This window comes from Ensifer sp. ENS10 (assembly GCF_014852025.1).
In the GTDB taxonomy this organism is placed as follows: Bacteria; Pseudomonadota; Alphaproteobacteria; order Rhizobiales; family Rhizobiaceae; genus Ensifer.
In genome coordinates this window covers 284004-304806 of record NZ_JACVAS010000003.1, presented here as the reverse complement: position 1 = coordinate 304806, position 20803 = coordinate 284004, and the positions used below count along the sequence as shown (strand labels likewise).

The following is a 20803-nucleotide window of genomic DNA, read 5'->3' as shown; positions in this document are numbered from 1 at the left end:
AGTCAAGGCGATCAGATGGGCACTGAAGGACGCAGAAGACGCGCCAACTAGCCCAACCGCACGGGTTCAAAAAATGTGAGCAACGAGCCGGTTTAAGATCGTAGCGGGAGGTCAACGGGCGGTCGACTATACAAAAGATTGGTATCATCGGCGGGGGTTTCACGCTTTGATGAAAGCCCCTTAAAAGTCATGCAGATCGCTAAAGGTCTCCATGATACCGAGAGCTGACACTGATGATGATGCCTACTGTAGATATCGCCGCGGACCAGCGGCCTCGTGTTTTTGGCCACCTCTATACACAGGTTTTAATCGCGATAGTGGCGGGTATATTGCTCGGGTACCTCGATGCCGAGCTCGGCAGTAGTTTGAAATTCCTTGGGGACCTCTTTATCAAACTCGTCAAGCTGGTTATCACGCCGGTCATTTTCTTGACTGTCACCACAGGCATCGCTGACATGTCGGACACGCAGAAGCTTGGCCGTGTGGCAGTCAAAGCATTCGTCTATTTTTTGACTTTCTCCATCCTGGCTCTTGTGATGGGGCTATTGATTGCGAACGTGTTGCAGCCGGGAGGTGGCATGCACATCGACCCAAGCTCGCTCGATGAGCGGTCGATCGCGGCTTACACCGTCAAAACCCACGAGATGACAATCGTTGGTTTCTTGATGAACATCGTTCCTGACACGATTGTCGCAGCTTTCGCTCAAGGTGATATCCTCCAGGTATTGTTCATCTCCATCTTGTTTGGACTTGCGCTCGGAGCCGTAGGACAAAAGGGGCATGCTGTTCTTGATCTGCTGCACGCCCTGACGGCGCCGATCTTTCGGATGACGTCAATGTTGATGAGGCTCGCCCCAATCGGTGCCTTCGGCGCTATGGCGTTCACCATTGGGAAGTATGGGATCTCCGCCCTTGGGAATCTGGCCTTTCTGGTGGGAACCTTCTATTTAGCCGCATTGCTTTTCGTTGTTCTCGTCCTTGGCGCCGTCGCGCATTTCAACCGATTCTCCATCTTCAAGCTTATTGTTTATCTCAAAGAAGAGTTGCTTCTCGTTCTCGGAACATCATCGTCCGAAGCCGCCTTGCCCGGCTTGATGGCCAAGTTGGAGAAGGCTGGTTGTGCGCGCCCGATCGTCGGTCTCGTGGTGCCCACAGGTTATTCCTTCAACTTGGATGGGACCAATATCTACATGACACTTGCGGCGCTGTTCATCGCGCAAGCGACTGATACTCCACTGAGCCTGGGGGATCAGATCATGCTTTTCCTGGTGGCCATGTTGAGTTCGAAAGGTGCCGCCGGGGTGAGCGGTGCGGGGTTCATCACTCTGGCTGCAACGCTCTCCGTAGTTCCCTCAGTCCCCGTGGCCGGCATGGCATTGATACTGGGAGTAGACCGTTTTATGTCGGAATGCCGCGCGCTGACAAATCTCATCGGCAATGCGGTGGCGACTATTGTCATCGCCCGTTGGGAGCGGGAGCTGGATGCCGTTGAATTGCAAGCTGCGCTTTCGGGTCAATAAGACGCGGTGTTACGCAGCGTACCCGGCTACACCTGCTGGCCCTTTTGCGAAAGGCGTAAGAACAGCGTGCGCAATCTTCCGTAAATTCCTGTCGATGCAAACTGATGTATAGATTATGAAACTTCGCAGCTGAGTTATCATTTAGTCTTAGTAAGACTAGGTGATGACAATGCGCAGATATCCAAAAGAAAATAAAGCCGGATCGTCTGCGGGTTTTGTCGTTGTAATAATAATTGCTCAGCTTCTCATCGTAGGTGCTTTGGCTTTTACCGATGCGGTCGACCAGCCCCACTCCGCCCGGATCTTCCTGCCAGGAACGCAGTCGAATGGTATAACCGGCCATCCCATGACGCGACGGATGGGAGAGTTGGCCTTCAGCAGGACCGGCTCATAAGCCTTCTCTCGGCGTAACGCTTTTGAGCGCATCGACAGCTGTGTCAATAAGTGACTCGTGTCTGCGGTGTCTCTGCGTCACGACGTAAACCGGCTGCTTAATCTCCGGCGCGCCTTCTACAAGACGCACTGACATGCCGGACCCGGACAAGGTTTCGACGGTCTGGTGCGGGAGATACGTAGTTCCACCACGCCGTTTCAGAATGCCGATTGCATGGTCCTCGTGATCCACGGCGATAGCAGATCGAGTGAGCCCCGGTAGCAGCTCGGTGTGCATCCGCTCGAAATATGTCGTGTATCTAGCGCGGATATAACTTCTCGAAGTCACATCGGAAAGCCTGTCGAACTCCGTCGACACCATCTGAAATTTTTCGACGCCGGTCTCCTCGATGCTAAGGTCCGGCAAGCATTTGGGCGAAAATACAATGCCGATATCAATCCTGCCACCGGAGAGATCCGCCATGACGGTGGACGAGTGGCCAGAATGCAGTACCAATTCCAGTCGTTCGTTGATGATGTGCAACTCCTCGATCCAGTCCAGAACGAGCGTCCCTATCGAGCTTAGCGGCCCTGAGATGCGTAGAGGGCCATCATAGTGTTCCAGGCCTCCGATATCGTGCTGCGCATGCGCCCAGCCCGCTTTGATGGCGCGAGCGTGTTTCTCGAACCTGATACCGGCCGAAGTCGGAACTGCACCCGCTCGCCCGCGGTGAAATAGTTGGGCGCCCACGGCTCGCTCTAGTGTCTTAATGCGGCCACTTACGGCCGGCTGCGTTGTTTCAAGTCGCTCTGATGTGCGCCGGAAATTGCCTGTCTCAAGCAAGTCCAGGAAGGTATCGAGAAGGTCGAGGTTCATGGTGTGATCGCAATTGTGGTTGATCCGTTGCCCGTCGGCCAAGCAGATTTCGCCGGTTTCTGGTTTTCCAACCGGTCAGTATCTAGCGACACGGTTAACGACGGCGCCCAGCCTACGCAGGAGAGGAATATCGTGCCTCGTCGCGTGAGGGTGTTGGTCCGCGTTCTCGCAAGGAGCAACAAACTTTCCGGGCGCAGCCGATCCTATATCGAAGACGCGGCAAATTGCAAGATGTATGCGCAGGAATGTATGCTTAAAGAGCGTGCACGTATGGAAAAACTAGCCATACACTCTTGTCGCGACTCGTCGCCGACTTTATTGGTCGGCTACGGCACAGGTTCCGCATGACGGATGAAAAGGGAACGTGGTGAGGCATAGTCGATGTCAATCCCACGGCTGCCCCCGCAACTGTAACCGCCGAGCTTGTCTCATCAGCCCACTGCGTCAAGCGGGAAGGGCGAGACTGGCGGGGACGCGGAAGTCAGGAGACCTGCCTGTGTTGGTCACCCATGCAAGGATACGGGGAGTGTCCGAGCGCGGCCGCCCGTAGCGGTGACATTGTCGAAGATGTTGCCGTGTTGAAGGACGGTCGATGGGAACGGTTGTTACCATTGTCACTTCTTTTCTGCGGAGGAAAGCCGTGCAGGTCAGGCCCTGCCTGAAGGGAGATTATGAGGATTTTTCTGACCGGAGCTGCGATGCTCCTCATCGCCGCATGGGAGCCGAGCTTTGCTCGGGATGCTAACCAGGCGGACGAGCCGACAGAGCTCGAAGCGATTGTCGTTACGGACGGATTGACTCCCGTGGAGCTCGAGAAATCCGGGCGTGCCGTCACCGTGATCTCGGGGGAGGAGATGGAGAAGCATCAGGTCCGCTATGTCGCGGATGCGCTACGCCTTGTGCCGGGATTTGCAGTATCTCGCACGGGCTCCTCAGGTGGCTTAACGCAGGTACGTGTGCGCGGCGCGGAGGGCAATCAACTGCTGGTGATCATTGATGGCGTGGTCGCCAACGACGTTGGGCAGGGTGAATTCGACTTCGGAGGCCTGGTTACCGACGACATAAAACGCATCGAAATTCTGCGCGGGCCGCAAAGCGCGTTCTGGGGGGCTAATGCCATGTCAGGCGTGATCAACATCGTCACCAAGCGCGGCGAGCGCGATTCCGTTCGGTCTACTGCGCGCACGGAAATCGGCAGCAACGCTTCGGTCACATCGACAATCTCCGCCGGCGGGGGCCGTGACACCTATGACTATTGGCTATCCGGCACCGTTATGCACACGGACGGCTTCAACATTTCGGGTGCGGGTGACGAAGAGGACGGCGGCAGGAATGGTACGTTAAACGGCAAGTTCACAATCGATCTCTCGCCGGATACGACTATGGAGGGCACGGTTCGGGGCGTAAATCGTCGCAGCGAGAGTGACCCGCAAGACTGGGACACCGCGATGACCTACGACGCGGACGACTACACCAAGAACCAGGAACTCTTCGGGTCGGTTGGGATCACCAATTCGTCCCTGGACGACGCGCTGGCACAGAAGATCCTTTTCTCGGGCACCGATATCTATCAATCCAGGCACTCCGACGAATACGGAAACAGTTCGGACGACGGAAACCGTTATAGGGGCAGCTATCAAGCGTCCTATCGTTTCGACGATACGGACCAGGTGATCCAACAAGTGACCGGCGGTTACGCATGGCAATTCGAAAGGTTTTCACCCTCCCATTTGGAGGAGACTTTTCGACGGGACGCGCAATCCCTTATTGGCGAGTATCGGGTAGAGTTCTTTGATCAAGTCCACCTAAACTTCGGTGCGAGGCAGGACTGGAACAGCGGTTTCAGTGATACGGGAACCTGGACTGCAAGCGCGGCGTGGCAAATCCCGAGCAGCGACATGCGGCTTCATGCCTCAGTCGGAACCGGCGTTACCAACCCGACGTTCTATGAACAGTTCGGCTATTTTCCCGGAGGATTCATCGGTAATCCAAATTTGCAGCCGGAACGGAGCCTCGGATACGACATCGGGGTTGAGAAAAGCTTCAATGAGGGGGGCCTCGTAGTAGACCTTACCTACTTCAACCAAAATCTGGAGAACGAGATCGCCACTGTCTACGACGCGGATTTCATCGCGCGGCCGATCAACCGCGACGGCGAAAGCCTCCGCCAAGGCATGGAGGTTTCGGCGACCTTCGATTTCTTCAACGGCGTCACGATGACCGCATCTTATACGTACACCGACGCGACCGAACAGACAGCCGCCACCGGGCCGCGTCTCGCTGAAGCCCGTCGCCCCCGCCACATCGGTTCGGTCAAAGCGGACTACGTTTTTTATGACGACCGCGCGAGGGTCTTCGCCGAGGCAGTATTCAATGGCAGGACTGTCGACACGGTTTTTGCGACCGCTGTACCCCCGCGGGTGACGATGGCTGGCTATTCGCTTTTGAACGTCGGCGGCAGCCTGAAAATCAACGACACCTTGGAAATGTTTGGTCGCGTCGACAATCTGTTCGACCGAGACTACCGGGAAGTCTATGGCTTCAAGTCGTCGCCCGGTCTGACTGCTTTCGCCGGATTGTCGGCTTCATTCTGACTTACGAAAAGGCAAAGGGCAAAGAGGCGGCGGACAGACTGCCTCCTATGTCGACACGTGCGGTGGCAGACTATTCTGCGAAATACTTTTTCGCCGTAACCCGCAAGCGGTCGCTGTGATCGTAAATTTGGTCAAGCGAGTCGATAATCAACCGTTCCTCGGACTCACCGTCAAAGAGCCCGATGTATTTGACCGAGCGGTTGAAATGTAGCCTCGCGAGCGGCTTTCGATTGTTATTGTCGATAAGAATGCCACAATAGGATTTCTGGTCGCGCATCACCACTCGTTTCGACGAGATCGTATCGCGCACGATCGCCTTCACAATCATGTATCCCTCGCGCTCCTCCTCTGTCGTCACGACTTCGGGTTCCTCCTCAACGGGCTCGTCAATTTTTTCGATGACTTCCTCCGTGTCCGCGAGTGCGCTCGAAAGGCGGTTCTTGACCGGGACCATGATCACATCTCGGAATGCGGTTCGCACGACTCCCGTCAACATCTTTTTAACCTGCGCGGTAATCCGGCCCTCGTAGACAGAACCAGCAACAAGGCGTACGAAGTCCTCGGAAGGCTCTTCTATCAGTTTTGAAATGACTTGTTTGACGCCAGAGGTGTATTTCAGGCGCTCGGCGGTCGCCAGGATGGCGGATACGTCAAACGAAGCTTTTTCGGCTATTCGGATTTTCGTGTGGAGAGCCGGGGAGGGCACACGTCCACATTGAGCGAAAATCCGAACTGCTGCGTCCGGCCTGGCAGGTGTCAGCCGGAACAGAAGTCCCGGACGCTGACGTCTGGCAAGGCGGACGACCGCATGCCCACAGAACATGTGCGTCCCGTGGACATCGGAACCCCGTGCGCCGAGCGGCACGTCGGGGTGCGGGCGGCGGTAGCCAATCTTCGCCGCTTTGATTGTCCGATGAACGTCTTGCCATGAGCCGAGTTCGGCGGGCACCTTCCCATTCTTCCATAGACGGGAAACGCACCCTTCCTCAAGCGCTGGCAGGACGTCCTTCATTCCAGCCAGACGGACAATGCCCCGTCTGGCGATCTCTGTTGCCGACGCGCAGGCGTCGGGGGCTTCGTATGCGAGGTTTCCGATGGTCGAGGAATACCCCGCCCAGACCTCAAGGACATCGATCCCGGCAAGCCGGGCGCGACGCTGCAGCATCTGCACGAACACCGTTCTTGCCCAGCAATTCAACAGCCTGTTGAGGGTGCGGTTCTTGCCGCTCGACCGCAACGTGCCGAGCCCTTTTTCCAGCACGATCGTGCCGCAGCGGTGCTTGCGCGCCATCGAGATGGCGCGGTCGCAGACCGCCGCCAGCGTCTCGCGCACCAGTTCGGCGGAAGCATTCTTCGGCATATCGAGCTTCACCAGGGCATGCTCGAGCAGCCTGGTTTTACCCACCGATCCCTGATCTTCGGTGTTCGATGCCGCGGCCAGGCCGATCCAGTTGGGATTGAGGTCGATGCCGAGGCAGCGGCCTTTGATCGGCACCACCGGACGCCGCCGCTGCGGGTGGTTCGGCAGATCCGTCGGATCGAAGGTCACGCTGACATGCGTGTCGGAGATCGAGAAGGTGACGTTGATGCGGTCGGCTTCGTCCTTCTGAGCACATATCGCGGTCAGTTGCCGCATGATGATGCCGCGGTTTCCGGTCATGCGTGCGAGATGAAGAGCGGCCGTGCGCGTCACCGTCTTTCCCGAGCGGCCGCCGCTCTCCTTGCGGCCGATTTTGACGACAACCGCCGTCTCGTCGATCAGATGGATATTCTGGTTTCCGCGCGCTTTCTGCCGATCGCCGAAGCTGACGAACGGGTGCAGTCTCTTGCGCTTCCATTCGTCCGGCGAAATCAGACCCTTGCGTCGGCGCTCAAGTTCGGTTCGCCCGCCGAAGACCGCCGTACCACCAGGCGTCAGCTTGCGTTTCCAAATGCCAAGCTTCGTCGCACAGTGGATCGCCCAGCTGTCGAGCAGACCTTCGTGGGCGAAGCGCGTCTTAACCAGGTTGCGCAAGTCCATTTCCTTCGGCGTTGAACCATCGGCGTGCAAACCATTCGCATAGGCCGTTCGGATCGCAGCCGACTGCACCCGACGAAGGTCGCCGAGAAACGCGCGGTCCTCGTCTGAGCAGCGATATGGAATGGAGATGGTCTGCAAGGAAACATGATCGAGCCAATGCTTCTATGAGACCGCGGAAACTTGGTCGCCGTCAAACGCCGGCGAAAATCAATTAAACAATCAGGGCGCGAACACGCTGTCTGGTTTTCGTGAGCCGACGAATCGGGATTCCACACGAAAATCCGAATAGCCGCTTTTTCAAACTTTCGAAGTTCGGCGACGATTCCGGAGTTGAAGTCAGACACATCGAAGACAAAGAACGGCCGGGCATCGAGTTTGTTGGGGGCCTCCAGGTCGGTATAGAAGTTGAAGGTTCGGCCGTTCGTCAGAATGGCGAACCTCGCGTTAGTCACGCTGAAGTACCGATAGAGTTGATCCAGGTGTTTTTTCTCCAGCGTAACCGATATCGGTTTGCACTCGATCAAGATCCGGATTTCGCCGTCGATCTTGATCGCGTAGTCGACCTTTTCCCCCTTTTTGCCAACAGCGTCTGCGGTGAATTCGGGGATGACCTCGGTTGGATCGAAAACCTCATAGCCTAGCGACCGAAGGAAGGGCAGGACTACAGCGGTTTTCACCGCCTCTTCAGTCGCCATTGTGCTGGAATGCGATTTGACGCGCTCAGATATGGCGCAGACTCTCTTCGATTGTAGACATCAGTCCCCAACGGTTGTCTTCTAGTTAAAGTTGCCGATTGCCTTCCTTACGTCAAGCCGACGCTAAAGCGCTTAAGCTTGACCAAGAATAGCCCCCGAGGAGGCTTCTAGGACTACCCTCTTTTCGCTCCTTGAAGCGCCGGCCTCGCTATAGCGTCACGGTCTTCGCCATTTCCAAATATCTGCAGAAAGCATTCGCGAGTTGCATTTGGCGGGGCGTTTTGCATTCGGCTTCGAACAACTCCGGTGAAGCGACAAGGATGGCCATACACTTCGCGCGGCTGATGGCCACGTTGAGTCGGTTGGAGCTGTAGAGGAACTCCATACCGCGTGGTGCGTCCGCGTGACTGGATGTGGCCATCGAGTAGATGGCGATCGGCGCCTCTTGCCCTTGAAATTTGTCGACGGTTCCGACGTGGGCATCGGGAATGCGTTTCTGAATCTCGAAGACGTGAGCGTTGTAGGGCGCGATTATAATAATGTCATCGAGGGCCAGCGGCCTGGATACGCCCTTTCGGTCGGTCCAGCGCATCCCGGAATTCAGCAGCACTTTCACGATGCGCTCGACCGCGGCGGCCTCTTCGAGGGAGCGCGACTGGTTACCGAGATGAGGAACCGGCACGTAATGCAAACCCGTCCCCGTAAAAGGCCCAGTCGACGCCGTTGCTTGGGCGCGGCAGCCGACTTCGGACTGAAGCTTGTCCTCGTAAAACAGTTCCGAGTTGAACGCGGTAATGTCTGGGTGGAGCCGCCACGTCTCTTCAAGGAACAACCCTTGCTCCGGCAAGATCGTCTTCTGCCCGCCCAAGAGGTGGTCGAGTGCGGAAACATCCGTTCCGTCCGGGTGGGAGCCCTGGGCAGGTTGCTCCAGTTGCCGTGGGTCGCCGAGAAGGACGAGGGCGGGCCCGGCTTGGGAGACAGCCAACACATTGGCTAGCGAAATCTGCGCTGCCTCGTCCACGATTAGCACGTCGACGCTATCCGCCACGTCCTCGCGGGCCCAGAAGAATGCCGTTCCTCCGAGCAACTGCACTTGTCCACATTTGATCGCCGACACGGCCTCGGCGTTGTCGAGGTAGATTTCGATATCTTCCGTGTCTTCCACTTTCGTGGAGAGCTTCTGGCCAGCGGAAATCTTGGTGCCGCTCTCCTTAGCCACCCCAATTGTCTTGTCGATCAAATTCCGGATGACCTTGTGGCTATTGGCCGTGATTCCAACCTTCTTTCCCGCTCTCATCAGGTGCCGGGCGGCCCCTGGATGGGAAGGACACCGCTTTGTAGCAGCGGAGCAATCCTGATTGCGCTGGCCAATGTGTTTTCGCCACCCAAACGAAGTGGCTCTGCAACGCGTGGCGGTACCCGCATTAGGAGATCACGGGCTGCCTGATATTGACCGTCTCCCGCGATGCCGTTCTCGTTTACGTATTCCCCAAGGCGGAACAGGGAGTTCTCTTGCTCTGGAGTGGCGATGTGCGTGTGGGAAAATACGCCCTCCGGGTGAAGGGCCGCCGTCCTCCTGGTCTTCTTGATCTCGACCTGCTGGCCGTCGTGCGAGATCGTCACGACCTTGCCGAACGCTTCGCCACCGGCAGCGCGGAGATCGTCGTCCTCGCGGATGTCGGTGTCCTGAATGTCGAATTCATATCGGTCCGTCGGAATGCCGGTCTTTGTCTGTGCTACCGTCTCCAGGAACCGCAGCCCGCCCAAGCCTGCCTTCTCGTCGAGGAGTTCTTCGGCCGGCAGATCGCAGAGCCGAAAATACTCCCACCAACTCGTCTTGGCTTCGCGTCGGTGCCAGTCAAGACTGTGGGCAAGTATCCATTTTGCTTGCTCGGCCGCGTCCCTTTCCGCCGGCTCAACCGGGACATTGTATGTGAGTTTTTCGATGAGAGCTTCGACGCGTGCCTGCCGCTCCGAGATGTCCTCGCTCGGTTCCTCTCCTTCAGGCGCGGGGCGACTGATTAACGCACCCGACGCGATGGCATCTGCGCGCAGCTGCTCAAGCCAGGTGCGCAGCGCTTCGGTTGATCGGCAATCGTCATCGTTGTAGGCCGATACGACCGCCTTTATCTCGTCGGATACCGAGACAACGTCATTGACTTGTAACGCAACCTGGAGCGCGGATAGCGCGACGTTCGCTTTCCTTAAAGGCATGTTGCGGGCGAAACCGTAGAAAGCTTCGAGCCTCTTTATTGAGTAACTCTCAACGCTTGCTCGCACTGCGTTGCGGACGACGGCATAGAGATCGACCAGAATATTGCCTCGGAGCAGTTTGTCTACTTCGCCTTCACGCGTAGCATATCGCCCCATCAATCGCTTCAATGTCCCCGGTTCGTAGGGCGCATAGTGGTAGATGTGCAAATCCGGAAACAGCGTGCGGCGCGCGGTCACGAAATCCATGAACCGCTCGAAGACTGCTTTTTCCGTGCCTCGGTCAAACGCCCAGTCGGCGATCCGGACAATGTCGCCCTCTTCGTTGCGGTAATGGTATCCGAACAGATATTCGAGTCCATGCTCGCCAACGAACGGATCGCCTTCGATATCGAAGAAGATATCCCCGGCTGACGGTTCGGGGAGACGACAGAGACCCGTATCCGCCACCACCTCCAGAATTTCGCATCTCAGTTCACCCGCTTCACGCGCGCTCACTTGGATATGCGCCTGTGCCCTGGCCTTCTCGAAGCTCGCGGCCGAACCGCGGACCGGCTTCCATGGAAATGGCGAGGGGAGGGCTGCAAAAGCCGCGGCCGTAGACACGCCATGCGCGCGCAACTCCGCAATTTGCGTTTTGGAAATGTTCGCGACAAGCGAGAGGTGATCGTCCTTCCGCCAGCGAGCGTCGCACGCATCGGCCCACCGACATACGTCGCAGTGCCCATTCGGTTCAGGGTCGTGTTTATCCGGAGTTGCGCTGGTAGCCTTCTCGGCCGCCTGTCGTGCCTTCCTGAAGTACGCGGCATAGTCCGCAACACGGAAGGTTTGAGGCACGAAGTCAGACCAAGGCGCTACGACGTATACGTTCTCCGGCGCGATACCTTGCATGGCGCGAAGTAACTCGGCGTAAAGACTGAGCTGGAGCACCGTCCCGGCTTTGGTTTCGCGGGCCAGCTTCGTGTCGACGACCTCATACGACCATGATCCGAGATCGCTCGGCTGTTCCACTCTCCGCAGAACATCGGCGCGTCCAATCCAACGGCCGTCCCGGAGCGCCGCCTGGACAATGATCGATCGGCCGGACCGCATCGCTTGCAACGTTGCACCAACGGTATCGTCGCTGACTTCGATGCCGGGGATCGAGGTTACTTCCAGTCCCTGCTGCTTCAGGTGCTCAAGGAACTCATCTTCATGTTGCAACCCGCGCTGCTGCAGGATCTCAAGCAAAGGGTCCCATCGAGCAGGCTTTGCGAGTGTACCCGCAGCGACCTGCAAATCCAGTTCTGTTAGATGGCGGCAGTTAAGATGGCCGATCAGGTCATGCGCGCTAAGGATGAGTTGGGTGCCGATTCGCTGCATGTTTCAACCATAAGAGTTATCGTGCGCGATGTCTAATGTTCGAGTTCGCCTTGCGAACCCGCTGCAGTGGAGGCGTACTGGTTCCAGCTGTGGCAAGCGGCCATTGCCGCTTCGTAAAGTTGAGATTGAGACTTCAATGCGGGAAAATGGCTGAGTGCGCAGTTTGTTGCACCCCGGGGCTTCCATTGAAACCTATACCAACGTCTAGTTGAAAACGTTCAGGGCCTGCATTAGCGCTAGGTTGAGGGCTTTGGGGGAAGCGAAGAAATTCCGAAATTTTTGATTGTACCCGCGTGGGCACTAAGCTCCGAGGTGGACGACGAGCGACCCGCTTGGGTCCTCGCGGCGCTTCGCGTGCACACGTTAAGCTCTTGTTTGAGATGCCTGCGCTATATTTGTAGTTGAGCAGCGCATCGCGGATAGGCAGCGTTGTGTCCGTCGGCAGCTCGTTGAGCTGATGGCGTCGCAAGGGGGGAGAATTTTGATTGTTGAGCATGGGCGGTTACCGCTGCTGACACTAGCCAAGGCAGCAGCGCGCACGTTACGGGAGATCGTTCCGGCAGACCTCGACTTAGCCGGGGTATGCCTCGACCTCCAGCCATACGAGAGTAAGTCGGTTAGGGAGTTTAGCCAGCGGTTGGACGCTCTCTCGCGCAACGATCGCAACTACTGGGTCGGAACTCTCTATACCCTTATGATTTCCCCGGAGGCTCGCAAGGCGCAGGCGGCCTACTTCACCCCCCCCTACCTAGCGGATGCCGTCATAGATATGGCGGTTGAACACGGCTTCGACCTGAGGCGCGACGACGTCCTCGATCCCGCCGCCGGAGGAGCCGCTTTCCTTTCCCTCATTGCGGAAAGGATGCGCGCCGCTGGCGCTCGACCACGAGATATCGCTTACCGGCTCAATGGTATCGAAATTGACCCGTGCTTGGCGCAGATATCCGAGTCTTTGATCGGCACCCATACCGACGGGTTCGGCGAGCGGAAGATTGTCCGTGTCGCCGACGCCCTGCACACCGATCCGCTGGCCTCGTACAAGTTGGTGATCGCGAATCCTCCTTACGGCCGGATCACGCCACAAGTCCTGGGAGGAGACGATTGGCGGAAGGTTTCGCATCCGGGTCACGTCAACAAGTATGCGGTGTTCACGGAATGGTGTCTCCGCGTAGCTAAACCGGGAGGACTTGTTGCGCTGGTCATTCCCTCAAGTTTCAGAAGCGGTCCTCTCTATGACAAGATGCGGGCGCACATCGCGAGCCAAGGGCAAATCCTGACCCTCGGAAAGCTGATCAGTCGTGATGACGTTTTCGTGGACGTTGCCCAGGACGTCAGCGTGCTGTTGGTCCGGAAAGGGGAGCCACACCGCCCGGTGCTTGCGGCGAAGTTTCCTTCGTTCACGGAAAGTGGCATCGTTCAACCGGTACCAACCGGATGCCTGCCTGCCGACCCGTCGAAGCCATGGCTCGCGCCCTCGGATCTCGCTGATAAAATTGGAGGGGCCACGCTCGCAGAGTATGGAGCGTCCGCGAAGGCGGGTTACTTCGTTTGGAACCGAGAGCGAGATAAATTCTGTTGTGCGGACGAGCCCGGTGCGGTCCCGCTGATATGGGCGAAGAACGTACGTCCCGGACAACCCTGCGTGCCAACGAACCGAAGAGGAAACGGCGTGGATTTCGTCCGCGTACCCGAAGGCAGCGCGGCGCTTGTCAAGGACCACGCGCTTGTCGTTCAGAGAACTACCAACAGCAGCCAGAACCGGCGCATCGTCGCGGCGGCGGTGGACAAGGCGTCGGTCGACCCTTGGAAAGGCTTCGTCTCAGAAAACCATACGATCGTGGTGTCGGGCACGGATGAGCGACAGCTCAATCTTCTACTAATGCTTCTTAACACGAAGGCGGTTGATGACCGTTACCGCGCCGTCTCTGGAACTGCGACGATATCGGTCAAGCTGCTCAGGCAACTCGATCTGCCGCGCCCGATTGCATTCGCGGCCGCACTTAAGCGCGTTTCTGACCCCGAACGGGCCGCACTGATAGCTTATGAGCAGGGCGCGGGCGCAATTTCGGAGGCATCATGAGCCAAAGAGAAAGACCGGGATACGGCCGAGCCCCAGGCTCGGATCTTGCTGACCGGCTGAAACAGCAAAGCGACCAGCTCAGGCGAAGGGGAGAGCTTGTGGCTGCACGCGCGGCCAAGCTTGTCGCCGGGTCGCACAGCGGGCAGACCGAGGAGCTCGAGGGCGCCCGAGACGAAGGCGCCTGGATTTCCGCTTTGGAGAAGATCCCGTTCAGACTCATCGGCGAAGACGAACTGCCGATTTCGGCTGTCTACATGCAAATCTTGCGCGCCGTGATCGGCACGATGAACAGCGGGGAACCTACCGTCCTCCTCACGTGGCCCGCACGCGACCTCTGTCTTTCAGCGATCACTTCCCTATTGGCGCTGGCAGATGTAGCGGTTGCGCCGGAGACTTCGATCGAGAAATATGATAGCCGGGTTCGAACCTTTGAGCGTCCCAGTGGATTCAAGGCCCTAATTTATCCATACGCCAGGACAACCCACGAGCTGGCGAGAGAGGTGCAGATCGCCCGCGACTACCTGCGCCGGACCCATGTCGATCATCTTGCAAGACATACCAACGGGCATGGCGGCGACCGAGCGCTCAAGGATTACCATCAAATTCTCAGCCGCGTGGGAACGCTCTCTGGCAGGGGAAGGGATGGGACATGCCGTCCCGAGTTCGAACACCCGACCTTGGATGAGATCCTGCCGCACGGAAACTGCGAAGGCATCGCACATCCCAATGGAACCCTGCTTTGGCGAACGAGTTCCCGGACCGACCTCAAAGAACACAACACGGTCAGTCGTCACGCGGACAACGGACGCGAGGCGAGTTATTTCCTCTTTGGTCTCAGAAAGGGCGATGAGGCATCTCTGCACAAAGTCCATGGCCCGCTCGACCTGATCGTTTTCGATCTGACCCGGACTGGCCGCGGCCGCCTGGGAGACGAATGGGTCGAGCGTGCGACGCGCACCTTCAAGTCGATGCGTAAAGCGTTCCCCAAGGCGGGCATCATAGCAATAACTGAAGATCCCTGGGCGTTTGACAAGGCACGGTTTGAAATATTCAGGAGTGCGCCGGAGCTCGGCAAAGGGAAGCCGCGTCCAGCGAAGTCTAAGACGATTACCGCAATGTCGTCCTCTATCCTCCAGACAGAGACGGCTCCGCCCTCGTGGTCGGGGTGCGAGCGGGTCGAGGTCAAGGGGTTCAACGGCCCCGGCGCGAAAGTCGGGGACGATCTTCGCGCCATAGCGCGCATGGTATCTCGTTCCGGCGACGTAGCCGCAGCCGCCGCTATTGACGACATCGTTTTCAAGCTTCGCCGCAATGCGTCGCTTCCCGGATCGCTAGCTTCCCTCAGCAACTACACCGTCGCGAAGCAGGGTAACGCCGATGCGGCGGACCTGATGGCGAGCTACAGGATCACCCAAGCGGTTCAGTTCCTCAGAGACCCTTCCAATCCAGCGTACCAGATTGGAGGAGCAGAACTTGCGACAGCGCTCCGCGAAGCGGAAGAAGCGGCCGCGAGACTGGTCCGCGCAACTCCTATGTCGCATCTCCTGGAGGCGATCGTTACGAGCATACTTGGGGCCTCTTCCAAGGCTCTTTTCATGTTCCGGTCGCAGCCGCTCGCTGAGTTCGCAATGGCAGATCTGGTCTGCAGAATTCAGGGCCTGCAGACCAGGTTGGACAACGAAATGATCGTCTTCTCAGGTCCCGGCGGCCTCACCGAGATCGCAGCATTGCCCGTGAACGAGAGGAACAAGTTCAAACGTATTTATCTGGTGGCCCCGCCGCGGGATGGCGTTCTGACGTTTTTCGCAAGATCATGGCTTCCCAGTCAGGTCTTCGTGGTGGCCGACGGCGACACCTTACGGTTCTCCTCAAGAGACGCGTTACGCCTCGCAGATCAGGTTGAGGAGCAAGAGATTGCGTCGCGCCTGAGAAAGTACGGTAGCGGGTCGTCCGAGGAGCTCGGAGGACTGGGCACTTTCCAAATCAAAGTGACGGAGACTCCGCCTCCACCACAAGAACTCCAGTTTCCAACGGAAAGTGTCATTGATCTTTCCGGCGCTTTGGGAAGCTCGGGGGTCGAACTGATCGAGTTTGCGATGGAGGGAGGTCAGCGAATGATCGCCAGACCGGGAACCGGTCTCGTGCGGCTGGACAGATCCAGATCGCTGGAATCCTTTAGACAGGTCGACGCGCGGGAGGTGAAGGAACACGACGAACTCTGCGTCATCAGTTCCGGCTTTATTGACCGTGCCCGAGTGCTCCTGAGCGTACCTGCAAACGCCACAGAGGCGATCAGGGAATACCACGTCGATGTAGTCAGCCGTTTCCAGAAAATCTCCGGCTTCAATGACACAGACAAGCTCCGGACACTGGTCGAGCGAATCGGCGTTCCGGACCTCGAATTGCAGCGCGTCCGTTACTGGGTTCACCTGGACAAACAGTTGCAGGCCCCCCTCCACGAAGTGGTGACCCAGGCACCACGCGATCATGACACGTTTATCAAGTTCACAAACGCGCTGGGCATCGGAGCGAATCTGGCGAACCGCTTCTGGCACCTCGGGGTGAAAGCCCAGAGAAATAACCGGATGCGCGCAGGCATGGCTTTCCACGATGCCTATCGCAACATTCTTACAGATCCACACGCGGCGGCGGCGTTCGCGGGCGACGCAAAGCGTGCCTCCGAGATCAAGAGGCTCCAGCATCTCGCGGAAGAGCATGTTTTGGCCGTTCGTTCCATCAGAAGGTTCAAGTCATGATCCAGCCAAAGACTTCCGCTGAACTTGCGAACATCGACGTGGAGCTAAAGGAAGCCGTCTGCGACGCGCTCGTGAACATGGTGACGAAGCGCGCGAGCGGAACCGATGAAATCGGCCGCTATGCATACGGTAAGTCGCCGCGGCGCGCAGTCTTCTCAGGACAGCTCCTTCCACGCATGTCACGTGCCAACGTGGACGACACTTCCGACATCAAGATCGCCGCTTTCGGCATGGACTTCAATGTGGCCAACGACGCGCAGTCCCCTATTAGGGCGATGCCGCGCTGCTCGGTTTATGTTCGCGTCCTGCCGACGTGGGAGGAAATATCCAGCGGTCGGTACGGAATTGAGATCGACTTCAAGATCTCCAAGGATAAAAAGCAGGAAATCGACGACAAGATAAAAGAACGACGGAAGGCGCTATACGAAAAGGAAAACCTCGCGCCCGCCGAATTGGATACGCTTGACCCCGAACAGAAGACTGAACTCTTCCGCCGCAGACGGGAGATACAGGACGAACTTCGGCGCAGCGTGTATGGCGAATACGGCATTGAGTTGAAGAAATCGGATATCGCAAGCTTCGGAAAGGAGGAGCCACCGTCCGCTACGGCCACCGACGGCGATGCCGGAGAAGGTGAAGAGACTGCCGCTTCGCCCGAGCTTGGAAAGCTCGTCACAGAGGGCCGGTCAATTCCTGACCAGCATCTTTCGCCGGCGCCCATACCCGCGAAATGGAAGAGGATCGACTTAGACCTGCCAAGGCTGGACTGGCCTTCATCGCTTTCCGGCGAGGCGCTGAAGAAGCGCTGTGAAGAGTATTCGTCCGAGCTGCGCGCGGCGATAGCGGCCCAGCTGAGCGAGTGGTTGAACGGTAAAGACGCTGAGCAGTGGGCTTGGCGCAACCGCATGGTCCATCCCGCCGAAGCTCGTAGTGCGGGCACCTGGGACATTTTCTTGGAGTCGTTGCGCAAGGAAGATCCGGACAAGAAGATACTTCCGGATTTCACCGGGCTCGCGTTCAAGGTCGAACGGCAGCGCGATTTCATGGATCCCTCGCGTGCATCGATTAGGGTGAGCCTGGACAACTCGTGCCAGGAGCTCACACCGCAAGACGCTGCCATCAAGTGCAACGTCCTGTTTGGGACAGAGTTGAAAGTCCAGGTCTCGAAGGCCGACCATCGCCCGGTAAACCTCGATCGTGTGGAGCCCTCATACCGCTTCCGCGACTTTCTCACTTATCCCGCCATCGGGCTCAACTGCGGGGTCGAGTGCGGCGATGCGGGTGAGAACTTCGAACTCTCAACGACCTGGGCGCCGCGGTTCACACAGCCCCGCATCGTGCCGCGCGACATACCCGACGTCGAGTGCCGTTTCAGTGCATTGTCCACAGACCATGATGTTTCAAAACTGCTGGCTCTACCGGAACAATACCGGCTCTGGATCGACGAGCAGGTTGCGACGCTTAGCGAGAAGGTGGTCGCTAATCTGCCGGCGGACGAAGCGGCCCGCGAACGAAAGCGTTTCGAGGAAGATATCGCCGGTCAGCGCAGCGAGGCTAGCCATATCGAACGCGGTGTCAGGATACTGATCCAAGCGCGGGCAGCTTCATTATCCCTACCCAGTGCTTCGATATCGGAGCGGGCGCGTCTGCAAAGAGCGGCCGCGCCCTGGGACGCCTGGCTCCTGACGAACGCAGCATTTGCGCGGCGTGATCGCGATCCGAAACGCAAATGGCGACTGTTTCAGCTTGCCTTCATCCTTGCTCATGTGCCGACCTTCGCCTCGCGCATGGAGGAGTACTCGCACGAATTTGACTCCGAGCGGGACGAGATGAGCGCGAGTCTTCTCTACTTTCCGACCGGTGGCGGCAAGTCGGAGGCATTCTACGGCGCACTAGCTTTCGCCATTTTTTTGGATCGTCTCCGCGGGAAGGACCGTGGGATCACCGCCATGATCCGCTATCCGCTTCGGCTTTTGACCTTGCAGCAGGCCCAGCGGCTTCTCCGCCTCATCGTGTGGGCAGAGATCGTGCGCAAAGAAAAGAAGGCGGGCAAGTGGCCCATCGAAATCGGGTTCTGGGTGGGCTCCTCTAATACTCCGAACCGATACAATGAGTTGAAGCCGGATCTGCCTTACCTAAGCGAGCATCCTGACGACAGCGCGTTCGATCCCGATACCGGCAAAGACAAACGTGCCAATCGCTATCGGGAAACCCTGTCGGCTTATAACAAGGTTGCGCAATGTCCCTGTTGCGGCAATGCGACCGGGCTTCGACGTTACACGCCCGCGGCGGCCAATGCCGAGCGCGCCGCAATCATCTGTTTCAATGCGCAATGCGAATGGAACGTCGCCCACGGCGAGATCACACCCCTTCCGTTCCTGCTGACCGACGACACGATCTACCAGCGCGCGCCGGCGATCATCCTCGGCACTGTCGATAAGCTGGCGATGCTGGGACAGAGCACCTCCACGATCACCGAAATCCTCGGGATGTTCGGTCTCGCGCGATGGGTCGATGCTACTGGGCATCTTAGAAGCCCGCGCAAACTGGAAGATATTCAGAAGGGACCGCTTGCGTTCGGCATGCGGGGTGTCTCTCCCTCGTACGCTGAAGGGCAGAAGGTATTTTTCGATCCGTTCCCGTCCCTTATCATCCAGGACGAAGCCCATCTACTGGAAGACAGCCTCGGGACCTTTAGCGGCCTCTTTGACACGCTCCTGGAAAAGACTTTCAGCACGATCGACGGGATGGCTGGAGCAGCGATCCACGCCAGCCGGTATAAAGACGCCCACGGGGCTGAAATGCCCCGGCTTCCCAAGATCATCGCGGCAACCGCGACGATCAGCGATCCCGATCGTCAGCTGAAGGTGCTCTATCAGCGCAAACCACTGCGTTTTCCGTATCCAGGACCTGACATCTACCATTCGTTCTTTGCCGATCCCGCGCTGCCGCCGAAAGCGAATGCGGAGCGGGTTCGTAGAGCCGCGGAACTCGAGCGGTCGCGCGCACCGGAAGCGACGTCACCCTGGATGAGACTTTACGTATCCTTGATGACGAACGACGCAACTCATACCGTGACGACCGTAGGCGTCCTGAGCTCGTTCCACACGATTGTCTCGCGCCTTTGGGCCTCACTGCTCAACCCAACCACCTCCGGTGGAGCAGTCGCTGAAATCAAGGCCGCCGTGACGCGAGCGGATGGCGGCGATTGGCGTCAAGCGGCGATCGACCGAGCGGTCGCCGAGAGAAGGCTGGACGAAATAATGGCGCTGGTCGACCTTCATCGCATCTCCTTGACCTATGTCACGAACAAAAAGGGCGGAGACCAGGTTATCGACGCATTGCATTCGGCGGTCGCAGAAAAGCATCGGACGGCGGGACTTCCCCACGGCAAGTTCATCAGCCGGTTGATCTCCGGTGGAGTCGATATGCAGGAGATCCAGCGAGTGATGACAGAAGCCGAAACCCCGTTCGGGGCCACCGGTTATCCTGACATCGGGGAAACGTTGCGAAGTATCGTCGCCACTTCGGCGATCAGCCATGGTGTCGACGTCGACCGTTTCAATTCGATGTTTTTCGCCGGCCTGCCGTCGGACGTTGCAGAGTACATCCAGGCGTCCAGTCGTGTCGGACGGACGCACGTCGGCTTTGTGATGCTTTTACCAACGCCCCAGAGCCGACGAGATCGATATGTCATAGAGACGCACGACATTTTCCACCGGTTCCTGGAGCGGATGATTTCGCCGCCTGCCGTGGAGCGCTGGGCGGAAACGGCGATCGATCGCGTCACCGCTTCCTACGTCCAGACGTGGGCGATGCTGAAGGACGGGCAAAACTTCTTACGGCTCCCCGACGAGCGGAAGTTCGATCTCCAATCCTACGAATTCACGACACGGCTAGGTTACCTCGCGAAACGCGATCTTCTCGCATTCGCGAACGATCTTGGAGGCTTCATGCTCGACGCGATGGGCGCTGATGGGCGCGGCGACGATGCCTTTGGCAGCCCTCCTTATCGAAATTTCTATAAGAGCATGACGGACAAGTCCGCCCAGGAATTCGGGATTAGCATGCGAAACCTGGAAATCGAAATCAGGCTGCGGAACTATTGGGACCAGGCCGCTCGTCTAAAAAAACCTATGACGTCGTTGAGGGACGTCGACGAGGCCGGCTTCATTACCGCGGCGGACTATTTCCGAGGCTCGCGAGATCGAACGCTGAGCGTCGATATGTCTGACGTCGCCAAGGTCATGAAATCTATTCGTCACCAGAGAGGTGATAGCGCCGAAACCGACGCTGATGACCGCGGGGAGGTCTGA

The 20803-nt window shown here is 57.9% G+C and carries 10 protein-coding genes, 1 pseudogene and 1 riboswitch; of the genes and pseudogenes, 6 read left to right on the top strand and 5 right to left on the bottom strand.

Annotation, left to right across the window (positions count from 1 at the left end; genetic code table 11):
* The first annotated feature begins 233 nt into the window (after positions 1-233).
* A complete protein-coding gene (locus IB265_RS14645; protein WP_192371192.1) occupies positions 234-1520 on the top strand; it encodes a dicarboxylate/amino acid:cation symporter in 1287 nt (428 codons plus the stop codon).
* A gap of 388 nt (positions 1521-1908) precedes the next feature.
* Here IB265_RS14645 and IB265_RS14640 read toward each other — a convergent pair whose 3' ends face one another.
* Entirely contained in the window at positions 1909-2769 is an 861-nt protein-coding gene (locus tag IB265_RS14640) for a LysR family transcriptional regulator (protein WP_192371193.1), read from the bottom strand.
* Positions 2770-3087: 318 nt separating this feature from the next.
* A riboswitch (cobalamin riboswitch) is annotated at positions 3088-3282 on the top strand.
* A 185-nt stretch (positions 3283-3467) separates the two neighbouring features.
* On the opposite strand from IB265_RS14640, the gene IB265_RS14635 reads away from it, so the two are divergent.
* Positions 3468-5363, top strand: coding sequence for a TonB-dependent siderophore receptor (locus tag IB265_RS14635; RefSeq protein WP_192494864.1), 1896 nt, complete (start codon positions 3468-3470; stop codon positions 5361-5363).
* A 70-nt stretch (positions 5364-5433) separates the two neighbouring features.
* Here IB265_RS14635 and IB265_RS36730 read toward each other — a convergent pair whose 3' ends face one another.
* Positions 5434-7056: a hypothetical protein gene (locus IB265_RS36730; protein ID WP_246805945.1), complete on the bottom strand. Its 1623-nt coding sequence runs from the start codon at positions 7054-7056 to the stop codon at positions 5434-5436.
* Positions 7057-7125: 69 nt separating this feature from the next.
* Here IB265_RS36730 and IB265_RS36505 point away from each other — a divergent pair, with 69 nt between their 5' ends.
* Complete coding sequence (locus tag IB265_RS36505) at positions 7126-7398, top strand: hypothetical protein (protein WP_210334514.1); 273 nt, start codon at positions 7126-7128, stop codon at positions 7396-7398.
* A gap of 422 nt (positions 7399-7820) precedes the next feature.
* On the opposite strand, the pseudogene IB265_RS36725 reads toward IB265_RS36505, so the two are convergent.
* From IB265_RS36725 to IB265_RS14620, 3 genes and pseudogenes are all read right to left on the bottom strand, one after another.
* A pseudogene (locus IB265_RS36725) lies at positions 7821-8078 on the bottom strand (type I restriction enzyme HsdR N-terminal domain-containing protein); the annotation flags it as partial.
* A gap of 208 nt (positions 8079-8286) precedes the next feature.
* Complete coding sequence (locus IB265_RS36720) at positions 8287-9318, bottom strand: DEAD/DEAH box helicase (protein ID WP_246805944.1); 1032 nt, start codon at positions 9316-9318, stop codon at positions 8287-8289.
* Between the two features lie 56 nt (positions 9319-9374).
* Positions 9375-11651 (bottom strand): TM0106 family RecB-like putative nuclease, encoded by a 2277-nt coding sequence (locus tag IB265_RS14620; RefSeq protein ID WP_246805943.1) that lies wholly within the window; start codon positions 11649-11651, stop codon positions 9375-9377.
* Between the two features lie 637 nt (positions 11652-12288).
* On the opposite strand from IB265_RS14620, the gene IB265_RS14615 reads away from it, so the two are divergent.
* From IB265_RS14615 to IB265_RS14605, 3 genes are read left to right on the top strand one after another with little or no spacing between them, the layout of a single operon-like run.
* Entirely contained in the window at positions 12289-13731 is a 1443-nt protein-coding gene (locus IB265_RS14615; protein ID WP_246805942.1) for an N-6 DNA methylase, read from the top strand.
* The gene (locus IB265_RS14610; protein WP_192371196.1) at positions 13728-16487 is read left to right on the top strand and encodes a hypothetical protein; all 2760 of its coding nucleotides are present in this window, start codon (positions 13728-13730) and stop codon (positions 16485-16487) included. Before IB265_RS14615 ends, IB265_RS14610 begins: the two co-directional genes overlap by 4 nt.
* Positions 16484-20803: a DEAD/DEAH box helicase family protein gene (locus IB265_RS14605; protein WP_192494863.1), complete on the top strand. Its 4320-nt coding sequence runs from the start codon at positions 16484-16486 to the stop codon at positions 20801-20803. The genes IB265_RS14610 and IB265_RS14605 overlap by 4 nt, the downstream gene beginning before the upstream one ends.

Coding starts and splice junctions, on each gene's coding strand:
- IB265_RS14645 (WP_192371192.1), top strand. CDS start 234: ATGATGATGCCTACTGTAGATATCGCCGCGGACCAGCGGCCTCGTGTT.
- IB265_RS14640 (WP_192371193.1), bottom strand. CDS start 2,769: ATGAACCTCGACCTTCTCGATACCTTCCTGGACTTGCTTGAGACAGGC.
- IB265_RS14635 (WP_192494864.1), top strand. CDS start 3,468: ATGCTCCTCATCGCCGCATGGGAGCCGAGCTTTGCTCGGGATGCTAAC.
- IB265_RS36505 (WP_210334514.1), top strand. CDS start 7,126: ATGGATATTCTGGTTTCCGCGCGCTTTCTGCCGATCGCCGAAGCTGAC.
- IB265_RS14620 (WP_246805943.1), bottom strand. CDS start 11,651: ATGCAGCGAATCGGCACCCAACTCATCCTTAGCGCGCATGACCTGATC.
- IB265_RS14610 (WP_192371196.1), top strand. CDS start 13,728: ATGAGCCAAAGAGAAAGACCGGGATACGGCCGAGCCCCAGGCTCGGAT.
- IB265_RS14605 (WP_192494863.1), top strand. CDS start 16,484: ATGATCCAGCCAAAGACTTCCGCTGAACTTGCGAACATCGACGTGGAG.